This is a genomic window from Streptomyces kronopolitis (genome assembly GCF_014646275.1).
Taxonomy (GTDB): Bacteria; Actinomycetota; Actinomycetes; order Streptomycetales; family Streptomycetaceae; genus Streptomyces; species Streptomyces kronopolitis.
Window position 1 is genome coordinate 119,598 of record NZ_BMND01000020.1, and the last position, 15,183, is coordinate 134,780.

Here is a 15,183-nt window from a genome sequence, read left to right on the forward strand (position 1 = left end):
GGTCGGCATTGCGGTCTCGACGGATGACACCCAGCAGACTCAGGCAATTTCCGGTTCCGCCGGGGATACCCAGCGGCACAGCGATTCCGCCTGGGGATAAACTCCGGGCACGCCGAAGAAACAGCCGCCCCCGCGGGGCGGCCGGAATTCAGAGGACGGCCGGGAATTCCGGGACCGGTGCGGTGCGTTGCCCGGTCCGCGGACCGGGCGCCGTCCTCGTGAAGGATGAGTGCAGAGTACACCGGTCCGGTGCGGCGGCCGGCGCGGAGACGGCGATCCTGCCCGAAAGGGCAGCGCGAGACGGTACGGGCGGGGGTGCGCCCGCCGAGTGCAGGCACCGGGTGCGGTCGGCGGATCCGGAGCGTGCGCGCGGTCGGCGGACGTACCCGCGCCCGCCGTACTCCCGGCCCGTGCTGCCTCGGGATCGCCGTCCGGACCGGGCCCGACGCCCCCTCGCCGCCGTTCAGTCGGAGACGAGCTCGTCCGGGGCGGAGCGGGCGAGGTCCGCGAGCACGGCGAGCGCCTGCGAGAGGGCCTCGATCCGCGGCGAGGCCAGCCCCAGCCGGATCGCGTTGGGGGCGCGGTACTCGCCGACCGTGAAGGCCGCGGCGGGGGTCACCGCGATCCCGTGCCGTGCCGCGGCGGCCACGAACATGTCGGCCCGCCAGGGGCGCGGCAGCTCCCACCAGCAGTAGTACGAGCGCGGATCGCTGCGGACCGGGAACGGGCCCAGATGCCGCGCGGCCACCTCCTGGCGGCGCGCGGCCTCCTGCTTCTTCGCCGCCACCAGCGCCCGCACCGCGCCGTCCGCCTGCCAGCGGGCCGCGGCCTCCAGCGCGAAGCGCATGGGCGTCCACCCGCCGGAGCGCAGGGCCGAGGTGAGGCCGGGTGCGACCGCGGGCGGGGCCACCGCGAAGCCGAGGGTCAGCCCGGGCGACAGCCGCTTGGACAGGCTGTCGATCACCACCGTGTGCTCGGGCGCCAGGGCGGCGAGCGGCGGGCGGTCGTCGTAGAGGAACGCCCAGATGGTGTCCTCGATCGCGTGGAGGTCCAACTCCCGCAGCACGCCGGCCAGTTCGCCCCGGCGATGCTCGCTCATCGTGAGGGACAACGGATTGTGCAGAGTCGGCTGGACGTAAACGGCGTGCAGCGGGGCGCTGCGGTGGGCGGCCCGGACGGCCTCCGGCACCAGCCCGTCCTCGTCCATGGCCAGCGGCACCAGGGTGATCCCGAGCCGGGCGGCGATGACCTTGAGCCCGGGGTAGGTGAGTTCCTCGATGCCCAGCCGCGCCCCCGGCGGGACCAGCGCGGCGACCGCGGCCGAGATCGCCTGCCGGCCGTTGCCGGCGAACAGCACCTGGGCCGGGTCCGGGCGCCAGCCGCCGCGGGCGAGCAGATCGGCCGAAAATTCACGGGTGGCCGGTGTACCGATTGCACCGACCGGCCGCAGCACGGTCTCCAGCACGTCCGGCGTCGCCAGCCCGGCCAGTCCGGCCCCGAGCAGCCCGGCCTGCTCGGGCACCACCGGATAGTTCAGCTCCAGGTCGATCCGGCCGTCGGCGGGCTCGCTCAGCGCGGGCGCGGCGGGATGCGCGGTGGCGCGCACGAAGGTGCCGCGGCCCACCTCGCCGACCGTGTGCCCCCGACGGGCCAGCTCCTGGTAGACGCGGGCGGCCGTGGAGGCGGCGATGCCGTGCTGCCGGGCGAAGTCGCGCTGCGGCGGCAGGCGGTCGCCCGGCCGCAGCCGGCCCGCCGCGATGTCCGCGGCCACCGCGTCCGCCGTCTGCACATAGTCCTTCACGACTCTCTCCTCGCCCGCGCCGGTCCCGACCGCCCCTGCTTCCCTCATCGTCTCAGAGGTAGCAGAGCATTGCCCTCGGTGCAATCTAAATCTTGCGCCGAGGTAGTCAGATCAATATGCTCGATTACGCTCCGACCCGCAGGGCCGCACCCGCCAAGGAAGGGACCACGTGACCCCGTCAGGAACTAGAGGCCGCACGTCGCTGACGTCGGTCCGGTGCGAGCGGTGCGGGTTCACCAGCGAGGCGTTCCACCGTCGCGAGGTGCCGGCCGTCCTGCGGGCGTGCGCCGGGCAGTGGCGCACGATCCTGGACGACCCGCACCTGAGCCGGCAGAAGACCGGCCCGCTCGGCTGGTCGCCGCTCGAATACGGCTGCCACGCGCGGGACATGTGCGTGCTCTTCCACCGGCGGCTGATCACGATGCTCCGCCTGCCGCCGGTGCGCCGGGTCCGCGAGACGGGCCGCGCGCGCGGCGAGGCGGAGCTGCTCACGCGCTACAGCGAGGAGGACCCCCGGCAGGTGGCGCCGGAACTCGGCTGGGCCGCGGAGTCGCTGGCCTGCCGGTTCGAGACCTTCACCAGCGCCGACTGGGGCGGCCGGGACCCGCGTTCGGGGGCACCGGGGCTCAGCGTCGAGCTCTGCACCGAGCACTTCATTCACGATCTCGTCCACGACCTCTCCGAGGTGGCGCGCCTCAAGGCGCCCTGAGGCGGAGCGGCAGCGGCGGATCAGGCACGACAGCGGATGCACCGGAGAGGGAAGAAGAGATGCTGCAACTGAGCGGAATCCTGGGCGTGGTGGTGGTCGCGCTCGGCATGGTGCTGACCCCCGGACCGAACATGATCTACCTGGTGTCCCGGAGCATCACCCAGGGACGCCGGGCCGGGATCGTCTCCCTCGGCGGGGTCGCGGTGGGCTTCATGATCTATCTGGTCGCCGCCAACCTCGGGCTGTCGGTGATCTTCATCGCCGTCCCCGAGCTGTACGCGGCCATCAAGCTGGCCGGCGCGGCGTATCTGCTGTGGCTGGCGTGGAAGGCCCTGAAGCCCGGCGGGGTCAGCGTCTTCACCCCCGAGGACGTGCCGCACGACTCGCCCCGCCGGCTGTTCATGATGGGGCTGATGACGAACCTGCTCAACCCGAAGATCGCCGTCATGTACCTCTCGCTCATCCCGCAGTTCGTGAACCCGAAGTCGGGGCATGTGCTCCTCCAGGGACTCGTGTTGGGGACGATCCAGATCGTGGTGAGCATCGGCGTGAACTTCGTCATCGTGCTGGGCGCGGGGGCCATCGCGGTCTTCCTCACCCGCCGCCCGTCCTGGCTGAAGGCGCAGCGCTACATGATGGGCACCGTGCTCGGGGCGCTCGCCGTCACCCTCGCCCTCGACACCTCCGGCCCCGCCTGAGCCGGCCGGGCAGCACCGTACGTCCGAGGCCGGACCGCTCCGTACCACCGGAGCGGTCCGGCCTCTTGCGTTGCCCCGCTGTGGCCGTTTCATGGCGTTATGCCCCACGGTCGGGTTTCCGCAATGCGCGATCCAGCCGCCTGGAATTACTTCTGCTGGCGGCTGCATTCGTGAAGGATTCAGCTGTGCGGCAGAACGAATACCTGGCCGGAAACCTTCGGGTACCCACCATCCACTCGTTAATGCGCGGCACATCGAATAGAGGTTTCGGAAATGCCCTAAAGGGAAAAGGCGGAGGTGTCGGGTGGCCGGCAAGGTAGTGGTGACCGGTGCGAGCAGCGGAATCGGTGCGGCAACGGTCCGCCGGCTGACCAAGGACGGTTTCGACGTCGTGGCCGTCGCCCGGCGCGCGGACCGGCTGGCCGCGCTCGCGGCGGAGACCGGCGCGCGGGCGCACCCCCTGGACATCACGGACGACGACGCCGTGCGGGAGTTCGCCGCCGGCCTGGACTCCTGTGACGTCCTGGTCAACAACGCGGGCGGCGCCCTCGGCGCGGAGCAGGTGGCGCTCGCCGCGCCGGACGACTGGGCGCACATGTTCTCCGTCAACGTGCTGGGCACGCTGCGGATGACGCAGGCGCTGCTGCCCCTGCTGCGGGCGGGCGGCGGCACGGTCGTGACCATCACCTCCACCGCCGCGTTCGTCAACTACGAGGGCGGGGGCGGCTACAGCGCCGCCAAGCACGCCGAGCACGCCCTCAGCGAGACGCTGCGGCTCGAACTGTGCGGCCAGCCGGTCCGGGTCATCGAGGTGGCGCCCGGGATGGTGCACACCGAGGAGTTCGCCCTCAACCGGCTGCGCGGCGACGCCGCCGGGGCGGCCGCGCTCTACGAGAACGTCGACGCGCCGCTGAGCGCGGACGACGTGGCCGAGTGTGTGTCGCTCGTCGTGGGGCTCCCGCAGCACGTCAACGTCGACCGGATGGTGGTGCGGCCGCTGGCGCAGGCCACCCAGCACAAGCTGCACCGCGGCCCGCTCCTCGGCACCTGAGCGCGCCCCGGCGCATTCCCCGGCGCTCTTCTCCGGCGCCTTCCTCCGGTGCCTTTCTCCGGCGCTCTGCATTCTTCTCCACCTCCGTTTCTCCATTCCCTCTCGCACCGCGTACGCGCCTCGGGCCGCCCTGTCCGTGCACTTCGCCGTGCCCCGGGCCGGAGGAATGTCCGCACACGATCCGAGGAGCTTTCCCGTGAAACTGCACCGCGACGAACTGACTCCGCAGCACCAGGAGTACGCGCGGTTCGACGACCGCGGCGAGGCGCGCTATCTGCCGTACCTCATGTATTTCCACCAGGCGGATTACCGGTCCGCGACCATCAACACGGACCGGGCCGGATTCCGTATCTCGCACGGTCCCGGCGGCGCCACGGCCTCGGCGGCGGAGAATGTGCCGGCCGGTCCCGTGCGGCTGATCGCCGGCAGTTCGACCGTGCTCGGGATCGGCGCCACCAGTGACGCCACCACGCTGGCCTCGCAATTGTGGAGCAAGCACGCCCCCTCCGCCCCGTGGCTCAATTTCGGCGGCCGCTGCTACAACTCCACCCAGGAACTCCTGCTCTTCACGCTGTACCGGCATCTGCTGCCCGAGATCGAAGAGATCGTCATTTTCTCGGGGCTCAACGATCTGACCGTCGGCCGGCTGCCCGAATGGCAGCAGGGCGACCACGGCGCATTCTGGTTCTGCGGCGAGTACTTCGAGAAGATGGAGGAGCTGCGCGAGAGCAACCGCAAGGCCGCCAAGCCCTTCGGCCGGCGCGCGGAGCGGCGGCGCACCATCTCCACCCACGACGACGTCCGCCGGGACATCCCGCAGGTCATCGCGTCGGCGGCCGACCTCACCCTGCGCCACCTGGACAGCTGGCGCAGGCTGGCGGGGCCGCACACCCGCGTCACGTACGTCCTCCAGCCCATGGCCCAGTGGATGCGCGACACCCCGGCCCCGCAGGAAAAGCTGCTCTTCGACGAGATCGACCGGATCTCCAAGCTCGGCACCTGGGAAGCGCTGTACGGCGACATCTCGACGCCGGAAGTGTCCCGGGAGTTCTCCGAAACCCTCCGGACCGGCTGCGAAAAGCTCGGCATCGGATACCACGACCTGAATCCCGTCGTCGCCGACGCGGTCGGCCGGAACGACTGGATATTCGTCGACCGGGCGCACTACACGGACCACGGATACGACGTCGTCGCCAAAATCATGGCGGACACCATCGGCCTGTCCTGACCCCCTGTCCTGACCCCGAATTCCCTTACCCGAGAGGAATTACTGCACATGTCCTTCGTGCGAAAGATCGCCAATGCGCTGTTCCGGCGCAACAAGCGCGCCAAGCGCAAGAACGACGCCTCCATCTACCCCATGTTCTGACCGGTACGGCCGGCGGCGGCACCGCGCGCCGGATGGTCCACGAAGCAGAGGAAAGGAGAAGGATGCAAGGCCATCAGGCAGCCGGCCCGGCCACGCGGCCCGTACCGGCGCGGGACGACGACAGCGCACGGACGGTGTACGCGTACGCCGCCGACCCGGAGGCGTCCGTCCCCGGGGGCCGGTTCACCGACGAGGTCCGCGCCGAACTGCGCCGGCACGCCGCCGGCGCGGAGACGGATCTCGACGCGGCCGTCCGCCGGGCCGCCGACTGGGCACGCACCGAGAGCGCCCGCTTCCGGGCGCTCGACGTGACCGGGAACGCGGCGCACCCGCCCGTCACCGGTGACGGCGCGGACGGCGCCCGGCAGGTCCTCGTCCGCCGGGCGGTGCTCGGCTGCGCCCCGCTCGCCCTGGTCTCGGGGGCCTGGCTGCAATGGCTCAGCGCCCCCGGCAACGCGGACGAGCCGGCCGTGCTGCGGACCCTGGCGCTGTACGCCTCCGATGTGGGCGCCGGACATCCGGGCGCCTCCCGGGGCCATGCGTACCTGGGCCTCCTGCGCCATCTGCGGCTCTCGGAGAACGCGGTCCCCCGGGCCCGGCTCACCGGCGACCAGCGCATCGCGGACCGCACCTTCCGCTTCCCCGCGCTGCTGCTGGCGATGAGCCGCCGCCCGGACGACTTCGGCGCCGAGATCCTCGGCGCCGACCTGTGCCTGCGCACCGTCGGGCTGCTGCCGCCGCTCGCCCTGGTCGCACAGGCGCTGCCCACGGAGGCGGACTGGGCCGCCCTCGACCTCTCCGACGGCCGGGGCCAGGAGGGCGAACCGCCGCCCCTGATGTGCCGTGCGGCGGTGGACGCGCTGATCGCCGAGGGCGGGCCGGCCGCCGCCGAAGCGGTCCGGCTGGGCTTCGCCTGGGCGCTGGCCGAGCTGCGCGACTGGGCGGAGCTGCTCCACACGGAGCTGACCGCGTCCAAGGACCCGGCGTACGACATGGCCGAGCTGATGCGGCTGCGCTCCCGCGAGGGGGCCGTGTACCACCACGGCTTCGAGATGGAGGGGCGGCCGCTGAGCGCCTGGCTGGCCGACTGCCGCACCGACGCCGGGCCGCTGCTCGGCGTCCTGGCCCGCAGCCGGCTCGTCAAGCCCGGCCGCTCCGGCGCCAGTTCGCTGGTGCGCGGCCTGGTCGGCGAGCGCGGACCGATGTTCCGGGTGTTCTCGCCGGAGGACCTGACGGTGATCCGCCGCTGGATCGACTCGCTGTCCCCGGAGGCGGTGCGCGAGGCGGGCAGCGCACCGGACACCCGCTCCCCCGCGCCCCGGCCGGCCGGCGGAGAACTGACCGCGGTGGCCGCCGCGCTGCGGGCCGGCGCACCGTCCGCCGGCCGGGCCCCGGCCGATCTGCGGGACGCCTACCACCTGCTGATGCAGCGCACCGACACCCCCGCGCTGCGCGCCTGGGCCCTGGACTACACGGCGGGCTGGCTGGCGCGCTCCCGGCACGGGATGGACACCGGGACGATGCTCCTGCCGGACGCCTGGGGGCGCGAGGGGCTGCGGCCCTGGCTCCAGACCCAGCACGACCGCCACGGCGCGGAGTTCGAGGAGAACGCGGAGATCCCGCTGCCGACCCGGGAGGCCGTGGTCGAGGACACCGTGCAGACGGCGCCGCTCACCCTCATCGACGGCAGCTGGCTCCAGGGTTTCACCGACTACGAGCAGGCCTCGTCGGAGATCGGCCACTCGCTCTTCGAGACCTACTGGGACGAACTGGGCAACGGCGAGCCGAAGCTCAACCACCCCTTGATCTACCGCGAGGTGCTCAAGGAGATGGACGTCGAGCTGCCGCCCACCGCCTCCCCGGAGTTCGCGCGCTGGCCCGGCTTTTACGACGCCTCGTTCGAACTGCCGGTGTACTGGCTGTGCGTGGGCCGCTTCCCGCGCACCTTCCTGCCCGAAGTGCTGGGCCTCAACCTGGCCATGGAGCTGTCCGGGGTGGGCGGGACGTACCGCAGGGCCCGCATGGCCCTGAAGACGTACGGCTTCAACACGCGCTTCGTCGACATCCACAACACCATCGACAACGTCGCCACCGGGCACTCCGCGTGGGCGGCCGACGCGATCGACACCCTGATGGCCGCCCTTCCCGACACCCCGGGACCCGGCGCGCGCACGGAGGTCTGGGAGCGGGTCAGGGCCGGCTACCGGTCCCTGAACCCACCGAGCGGCATGGGGGCCCGCAGGGCCGCCCGCCGCGGCCGGTCCGCGCGCAGGCGCCGGTGAACCACTCCGGCCGGCCCATCCCAGGAGCGACCGCGCACAGCGGTACGCGTACCCGGTCACGCATCGGCGTGACCCCGACCACGGCGAGGGACAACACCAGTGACTGACCTGGTTCTCGGCATCGCGGCCTACTACCACGACAGCGCGGCGGCACTCGTCGCCGACGGCGTGCCCGTTGCGGCAGCGCAGGAGGAACGTTTCAGCAGGCGTCGGCACGACCCCGCCTTCCCGGCCCGGGCGGTGGAGTACTGCCTCGACGAGTACGGGGTGGGCCTCGACGACGTCTCCGCGATCGCCTACTACGAGGACCCGCGGCTGAAGTTCAAGCGGGTGCTCTCCACCTTCAAGGGAGCGGCGCCCATGGGCTTCGCCTCCTTCCGCGACACCCTCCCCGCGTGGCTCTCGCGCGGCGGCAAGCTGCACACCGCGGAGACCGTCCGCGACGAGCTGGCCGCGCTCGGCCGGGGGCGGGTCCCGGAGCTGTCCGTGCGCCGCCACCACGAGTCGCACGCCGCCTCGGCGTTCTTCCCGAGCCCGTACGAGTCCGCGGCGGTGCTGTGCATCGACGGCGTGGGCGAGTGGGCCACGACCACGCTGTGGCACGGCCGGGGCACCGAGCTGAAGCCGGTGTCGGAGCTGCGCTTCCCGCACTCCCTGGGGCTGCTCTACTCCGCGTTCACCTACTTCTGCGGCTTCAAGGTCGACTCCGGCGAGTACAAGCTGATGGGCCTGGCCCCGTACGGCACGCCGCGCTACGCCGACCTCATCCGCGAGCGCCTCATCGACATCAAGCCGGACGGCTCGTTCCGCCTGGACATGCGCTACTTCGAGTACATGCGCGGCCAGGTGATGACCGGCAAGGGCTTCGAGAAGCTCTTCGGCGGCCCCCGGCGCCTGCCCGAAGCCGCGCTCACCGAGCGGGAATTCGACCTGGCCGCGTCCGTGCAGGAGGTCACCGAGGAAGCGGTGCTCAAGCTGGCCCGCTCCGCGCGGGAGCGCACCGGTGAGTCCCGGCTCTGCCTGGCCGGCGGGGTCGCGCTGAACTGCGTCGCCAACGGCAAGGTGATCGACGCGGGCATCTTCGACGAGGTGTGGATCCAGCCCGCCGCCGGTGACGCGGGCGGGGCGCTCGGCGCCGCCCAGGCCGTGGCGATGGAGCGCGGGGCCCGGCGCGGGCACACCGGGAGCGGGCAGGACGCGATGAGCGGCTCCCTGCTCGGCCCCGGCTTCGACGACGCGGAGATCGCCGCGTACCTCGACGCGAACCACATCCCCTACCAGCACCTGGACAGCGACACGCTGGCCAAGGCGGTCGCCGAGCAGCTGGCCGAGGGCAAGATCGCCGGCTTCTTCCAGGGCCGCATGGAGTTCGGCCCCCGGGCCCTGGGCGCGCGCTCCATCGTGGGCGACCCGCGCAACCCGGCCATGCAGTCGGCGATGAACCTCAAGATCAAGTTCCGGGAGTCCTTCCGGCCGTTCGCGCCCGCCGTCCTGGAGGAGGACGCGAAGGGTTACTTCGACCTTCCGCAGAAGAGCCCGTACATGCTGGTGGTCTCCCAGGTGGCGGCGGCCCAGCGGCTGGCGGCGCGGGAGACCGGCGCCTCCGGACTCGACCTGCTGAAGGTGCCGCGCTCCACCATCCCCGCGGTCACCCACGTCGACAGTTCGGCCCGCGTGCAGACGGTCACCGAGCACAGCAACCCGGCTTACCACCGGCTGCTGACCGCCTTCAAGGCCCGCACCGGCTGCCCCGTGCTGGTCAACACCTCGTTCAACGTGCGCGGCGAGCCGATCGTCAACACCCCGCACGACGCCTACACCTGCTTCATGCGCACCAACATCGACCTGCTCGCGCTCGGCAACTTCCTCCTGGAGAAGAGCGCCCAGCCCGCCTGGTCGGAGGAGTCCGACTGGCGTGACGAGATCCCGCTGGACTGACGCAGCCCGCCACCGGCGCCGGCCCCCGGCCCGCCCCACAGATCGGAACGCCATGCGCACCTTCGTGCTCCTGCTCGTCTACATCCTCTTCATCACTCCGGCAGGCCTGCTGGGCCGGCTCGTACGGGACCCGATGGCCCGCCGATGGAACCGGAGTGCAGCGACCTACTGGATTCCTTCGGCAGATCGCTGAGTCGCGCACAACGGCGTGCAACTTATTGATCGGAGAAATTCATGACCAGCTTGCTCCAGCTCACCCGGTTCCACGTCGAGGACAGCGCCCGGGAACTGTTGGGCAAGGAGATTTCGGAACGGGTCTCCGAAACCCGCCTGGACTCGGATCTTGACGACGCGATCCTCGCCAGGATCGGTGCCTACGCCCTGCGCCGTTACCTGCCGGGCGAGACCCTGCACGGAATCCAGGTGTTCACCGCCGGGGGCAGCCATGCGCTGACCCTCACCAACCTGCCCACCCAGGACTTCCCCGCGACCCCGGTCTCCGGATTCGGGGACGAGTCCGAGCTCGCCGTCACCAACGCGCTCCACCTCGGACTGCTGCGGCTGCTGGGGTGCACGCCGTTCGCCGTGGCCTACGAGAACGACGGACGCCTCATCCGCAACGTCGTGCCCAACCCGGAGGCCTCCGGCACGACCAGCTCCTGGGGCGCGGACTCGGAGTTCTTCTGGCACTCCGACAACCCGCACCAGCCCTTCAGCCCGCCCGGCTCGGACCCCCGGCTGTACGCGCCGCCGTACCTGAGCTTCTACACCGTCCGCAACGAGGAGCGGGTGCCGACCGAGCTGATGGCACTCGACGATGTCGTCGTCCGGCTCGACGAGGACACCCGGCTCGCGCTGCTGGCCAAGGAGTTCCAGGTCGGGGCGCCCGCCTCCAACGACCAGCAGTCGACGGCGCCGCTGACGAAGACCTCCGTGCTGGAGCCCGGTCCGGACGGCCGCCACCACCGCGCCCGCTACGACCGCGGCACCACGGCCGGCTGCACCGACGCCGCGGCCGCCGCGCTGGAGCGCTGGTCCGCCGCGCTGGGCACCGCTCCGTCCACCGAACTCGTGCTGCGCCCCGGCGAGTTCATGATCTTCGACAACTACCGGGTGCTGCACCGCCGCAAGGCGTTCCGCCCGGCCCCCGACGCCACGGCGCGCTGGCTGCGCCGCTGCTACGCCGCCTGACGGCGGGCCGCGCCCCTTCCCACCCCCGACACCCCACTCCACTTCGCTTCATCTCATCTCACCTCACCGAAAAGGACGCACCATGGCAGGCAAGTTCCGCGTAGCGGTCATCGGCGGCAGGCCGGCACCCATCGCCGGCGCCAAGGAACTCGGTATCGACGTGGTCCTCGTGCACGAGGAAGGCGCCTACGACCCGGCGATATCCGTGCACTGCGAGCGCATCGTGCACGCCCCCATCGCCGACGGCCAGGCCCTCCTCGACGCCCTCAAGCCGCTGCACGACGAGCGCCCCTTCGACCGGGTGCTGACCACCACCGAGCCCGCGGCCGAGTCCACCGGCTTCGTCGTGGACGCCCTGGGCCTGCCCGGCGTCAGCGAGGCCACCGCCCGCGCCCTCAAGGACAAGGCGCTCACCCGCGAACTCCTCGCCAAGCACCACCTGAGCCCGGTCCTCTACCGCATGGTGCACAGCGCCGCGGAGATCGCCGCGTTCCAGGCCGAGGTCGGCGGGACCGTCATCGTCAAGCCCGTCGACGGCGTGGCGAGCCTGCACATCCACCCCGTCGCGAACGCCGACGAGGCCGAGGCTGCGTGGAGCGCGCTGCAGGCGGCGGAGATCTCCGGCGTCATCGCCGAGGAGTACCTCGACGGGCCCGTCGTCAGCGTCGACTCCTTCTCGCACGAGGGCCGGCACCTGACCATCGGCTACTCCGAGTACCGGATGAACGACAAGTACGTGGAGTGGGAGGTCAGCACCCCCAGCCGGGTCGCCGTCCCCCAGCTGGCGGCGCTGCGCGAGCTGACCCCCAAGTTCCTCGACGCGGTGGGCCTCACCGAGGGCCCCTCGCACAGCGAGTTCGTGCTGACGAAGCACGGGCCGCGGGTCCTGGAGTCGCACGCCCGGCTCGCCGGCAGCGGCGCCCCCGAGCTGGTGCGGCGGGCCTTCGGACTCAACCTGAACCGCATGTTCCTCACCGTGCCGCTGGGCATCGACGAGCTGCCCGAGACCTCGCCGGAGCCGCTGGGCGGCGCCGCGGTCCGCTTCTTCACCCCCGAGCCGGGCGAGATCACCGCCCTCGACGTGCCCGAGGACGCCGCCGACGTCATCCGGCACGTCCCCCGGGGCGAGGTGGCCCAGGTGTTCCTGCCCTACCTGGACGAGTTCATGGACGTCGACGTGGCGGCCGTCATCGCCAAGAGCGAGGGCGACACCGTGCCGCCGCTGCTCACCGTCGCGGACTGCGTCTCCGGGTACGTCATCGCCTCCGGGCGCGACGCCGAGGACGCGGTCGCCAAGTGCGAGACGGCCAACGCCCGGATCCGCTTCGAGACGAGCTGATCCCGCCCGGCCTCCCGGCGGAGGTCAGACGCCGCGACGAATTGCTGCGAGCACTCGGGCTCCGCGCCCGGGTGCTCGCCGAACGATGACCAGTCCCACGGACCTGGAGGAGAAGAGAGTGCCCGTGACAACGATCGCTGCTGACGCCCCGGCGTCGCCCACCGCCGCCCCGGCCGACTCCGTCGCCCAGTTGAGGAACGCCCGCCGCCTGGTCGAGCAGGAGTTCGCGGCGGACCAGCCGCTCACCCGCGCCGCCCTGCACCTCATCGACTGCGCGACCGACATCGTGGCCCGGCTGCCCGAGGGCGACCTCGACACGGCCCGCGAGGCACTCGGCTCGGCCCGCGCCGCCGTGGTGTCGGCGACGTACGCGGTGGGCAGCGTGCACAGCCGGACCCAGCTGGCCAGGAAGGGCGCACGCACGGCGCCGGAGGCGGGACAGGCATGAAGGACCACCTCCTCGTCATCCACCGGTGGCGCGACGGGTACGCGCGCTACGAGGACTGCCTCGACCACGAGGCGTACGACGTCACCTATGTGACCACCAACCTGGGCCTGCCGTCCGTACCGGCCGGCGCGGCCGCGGTCCGCATGGTCCCCGCCACCGACGACTTCCACGGCGTCTGGCCGGCCGTCGCCCACCTGAGCGCACGGTTCGGCAGGCCGCGGCGCGTGCTGGCCCTCAACGAGGGCGACCTCGACACCGCGGCACTGGTGCGCGAGAAGCTCGGCTGCGCCGGCCAGACCCCGGACGAACTGGCCCGGTTCCGCGACAAGCTGGCCATGAACCGCGTGATCGCGGACGCCGGTATCCCGGCCCCCGCCTTCGCGGACGCGCCCGACGAGGCCGCCGTGGCGGCCTTCGCCGAGGCCCACGGCTGGCCCGTCGTGGTCAAGCCCCGCCGCGGCACCGCCAGCCGCGGCGTCGTCCGCCTGGACTCCGCGGCGGACCTGCCGCTGCTGCGCACCCTGCCGCCGGAGCCGCGCCTGGTGCAGGCGTACTGCGCCGACCCGGTCCTGCACATCGACGGCCTGTGGACGGGCGAGGCGCTCGGCCCCTGGCGGGCGTCCCGGTACGTCAACACCTGCGTCGACTTCACCGAGGGCGAGGCCCTCGGCTCGGTCGAGATCGACGACCCCCAACTCCTCTCCGTCATAGGTGAGTTCACCGCCCGCGCGGCCGGCGCGCTGAGCACCGAGCCCTGGGTCTTCCACCTGGAGCTGTTCGCCGGCCGGACGCCCGACGGCGCCCCCGTGCTGCACTTCCTGGAGGCCGGCTACCGCGTCGGCGGCGCCGAGATCCCCTTCGTGTGGCGGGAGGTGCACGGCATCGACCTGATGGCCGCGGCCGCCGATATCCAGCTCGGCAACCGCCCCGACCTGCCCGTACCGTCCACCTGGCACACCGGCGGCTGGCTGCTCGTCCCGCTCCCCGTACCGGCCCCGTGCCGGGTGGTCGCCTGGGACCTGCCCGCCGCACCGGACCCGGACGAGGGCCCCTACACGTCCGTCATCCCGCCCGTGGGCCACGTCCTGCCGCGCATCGGCGGATACGAGCACGTCGGAGCGCGTTTCCGGTTCCGGGGCACGACCAGCGGAGACGTCGAGAAGGCCGTGCTGCGGACGGCCGCCCGCTTCCACCTGGAGTGCTCGGCCGAGGTGACCGCCCCGGTCGCCGGACGCCGCCAGACCTGCGGGCTGGACCGGTGACCCGGGTGACGCACCCCACCCACCGGACCGGCCGGACTCCCGCCGTACTCGTCCTGGAGGACGGCCGCAGCTTCCGGGGCCGCGCCTATGGGGCCGTGGGGGAGACCTTCGGCGAAGCGGTGTTCAACACCGGGATGTCCGGCTATCAGGAGACGCTGACGGATCCGTCGTATCACCGGCAGGTGGTGGTGATGACGGCTCCGCATATCGGTAACACCGGTGTGAATGACGAGGATCCGGAGTCGCAGCGGATCTGGGTCGCGGGTTATGTGGTGCGTGATCCGGCCCGGGTTCCGTCCAATTGGCGCGCGGTGCGTTCGCTGGACGAGGAGCTGGTCGCGCAGGGTGTGGTGGGCATCAGTGGTGTCGACACGCGTGCGTTGACGCGTCATCTGCGTGAGCGTGGTGCGATGCGGGTCGGGATCTTCTCCGGTGACTCCCTCGCGGAGGAACCCCTCCTGCTGGAACGGGTGCGCCGGGCCCCGGAGATGGTGGGCGCCGACCTGTGCGCCGAGGTCGCCACCAAGGAGGCCTATGTAGTCCCGGCGATCGGGTCGAAGCGGTTCACGGTTGCCGCGATCGATCTGGGGATCAAGGGGATGACGCCGCACCGGATGGCGGAGCGCGGCATCGAGGTGCACGTGCTGCCCGCCACGGCCACCGTGGACGATGTCTATGCGGTGGCTCCGGACGGGGTGTTCTTCTCGAACGGGCCGGGTGACCCGGCCACCGCCGACCATGCGGTCTCGCTGATGCGCGGGGTGCTGGAGCGCAAGACGCCGTTGTTCGGTATCTGCTTCGGCAATCAGATCCTGGGCCGTGCGCTGGGTTTCGGCACCTTCAAGTTGAAGTACGGGCACCGGGGGATCAATCAGCCGGTGCAGGATCGTACGACGGGGAAGGTGGAGGTGACCGCGCACAATCACGGTTTCGCCGTCGATGCCCCGCTGGACAAGGTCTCCGACACCCCCTTCGGCCGCGCCGAGGTCTCCCATGTCTGTCTGAACGATGACGTGGTGGAGGGTCTGCACCTCCTTGACCAGCCGGCGTTCAGTGTGCAGTACCACCCCGAAGCCGCCGCGGGTCCGCATGACG

General features: G+C 71.8%; 12 protein-coding genes. 11 read left to right on the forward strand and 1 reads right to left on the reverse strand.

The window, feature by feature from the left end:
• Window positions 1–463: 463 nt before the first annotated feature.
• Window positions 464–1,801: an aminotransferase-like domain-containing protein gene (locus IEY78_RS21545; RefSeq protein WP_189100709.1), complete on the reverse strand. Its 1,338-nt coding sequence runs from the start codon at window positions 1,799–1,801 to the stop codon at window positions 464–466.
• 169 nt (window positions 1,802–1,970) lie between these two features.
• Here IEY78_RS21545 and IEY78_RS21550 point away from each other — a divergent pair, with 169 nt between their 5' ends.
• The 11 genes from IEY78_RS21550 to carA form a co-directional block, all read left to right on the forward strand.
• A complete protein-coding gene (locus IEY78_RS21550; protein WP_189100711.1) occupies window positions 1,971–2,510 on the forward strand; it encodes a hypothetical protein in 540 nt (179 codons plus the stop codon).
• A gap of 59 nt (window positions 2,511–2,569) precedes the next feature.
• On the forward strand, window positions 2,570–3,208 hold the full coding sequence (locus tag IEY78_RS21555) for a LysE family translocator (protein ID WP_189100713.1): 639 nt from the start codon (window positions 2,570–2,572) through the stop codon (window positions 3,206–3,208).
• Window positions 3,209–3,512: 304 nt separating this feature from the next.
• Window positions 3,513–4,259, forward strand: a complete 747-nt coding sequence (locus IEY78_RS21560) for an SDR family oxidoreductase (RefSeq protein WP_189100715.1) — start codon at window positions 3,513–3,515, stop codon at window positions 4,257–4,259.
• Between the two features lie 196 nt (window positions 4,260–4,455).
• The gene (locus tag IEY78_RS21565) at window positions 4,456–5,487 is read left to right on the forward strand and encodes an SGNH/GDSL hydrolase family protein (protein ID WP_189100717.1); all 1,032 of its coding nucleotides are present in this window, start codon (window positions 4,456–4,458) and stop codon (window positions 5,485–5,487) included.
• Window positions 5,488–5,690: 203 nt separating this feature from the next.
• The gene (locus IEY78_RS21570; protein WP_189100719.1) at window positions 5,691–7,910 is read left to right on the forward strand and encodes an iron-containing redox enzyme family protein; all 2,220 of its coding nucleotides are present in this window, start codon (window positions 5,691–5,693) and stop codon (window positions 7,908–7,910) included.
• Between the two features lie 99 nt (window positions 7,911–8,009).
• On the forward strand, window positions 8,010–9,848 hold the full coding sequence (locus IEY78_RS21575; RefSeq protein WP_189100721.1) for a carbamoyltransferase family protein: 1,839 nt from the start codon (window positions 8,010–8,012) through the stop codon (window positions 9,846–9,848).
• Between the two features lie 234 nt (window positions 9,849–10,082).
• Window positions 10,083–11,039, forward strand: a complete 957-nt coding sequence (locus IEY78_RS21580; protein ID WP_189100723.1) for a TauD/TfdA family dioxygenase — start codon at window positions 10,083–10,085, stop codon at window positions 11,037–11,039.
• 82 nt (window positions 11,040–11,121) lie between these two features.
• Window positions 11,122–12,378 (forward strand): ATP-grasp domain-containing protein, encoded by a 1,257-nt coding sequence (locus tag IEY78_RS21585; RefSeq protein ID WP_189100726.1) that lies wholly within the window; start codon window positions 11,122–11,124, stop codon window positions 12,376–12,378.
• Window positions 12,379–12,496: 118 nt separating this feature from the next.
• A complete protein-coding gene (locus tag IEY78_RS21590; RefSeq protein ID WP_229700100.1) occupies window positions 12,497–12,826 on the forward strand; it encodes a hypothetical protein in 330 nt (109 codons plus the stop codon).
• Window positions 12,823–14,088 (forward strand): ATP-grasp domain-containing protein, encoded by a 1,266-nt coding sequence (locus IEY78_RS21595; RefSeq protein ID WP_189100730.1) that lies wholly within the window; start codon window positions 12,823–12,825, stop codon window positions 14,086–14,088. Before IEY78_RS21590 ends, IEY78_RS21595 begins: the two co-directional genes overlap by 4 nt.
• A 5-nt stretch (window positions 14,089–14,093) precedes the next feature.
• The coding region (carA, locus tag IEY78_RS21600; RefSeq protein ID WP_189100731.1) for a glutamine-hydrolyzing carbamoyl-phosphate synthase small subunit at window positions 14,094–15,183 on the forward strand (1,090 nt) is incomplete at its 3' end.

What these genes read in the sequence shown, in the direction of transcription:
- IEY78_RS21555 (WP_189100713.1), top strand. Translation starts at nt 2,570, where the DNA reads ATGCTGCAACTGAGCGGAATCCTGGGCGTGGTGGTGGTCGCGCTCGGC.
- IEY78_RS21570 (WP_189100719.1), top strand. Translation starts at nt 5,691, where the DNA reads ATGCAAGGCCATCAGGCAGCCGGCCCGGCCACGCGGCCCGTACCGGCG.
- IEY78_RS21580 (WP_189100723.1), top strand. Translation starts at nt 10,083, where the DNA reads ATGACCAGCTTGCTCCAGCTCACCCGGTTCCACGTCGAGGACAGCGCC.
- IEY78_RS21585 (WP_189100726.1), top strand. Translation starts at nt 11,122, where the DNA reads ATGGCAGGCAAGTTCCGCGTAGCGGTCATCGGCGGCAGGCCGGCACCC.
- IEY78_RS21595 (WP_189100730.1), top strand. Translation starts at nt 12,823, where the DNA reads ATGAAGGACCACCTCCTCGTCATCCACCGGTGGCGCGACGGGTACGCG.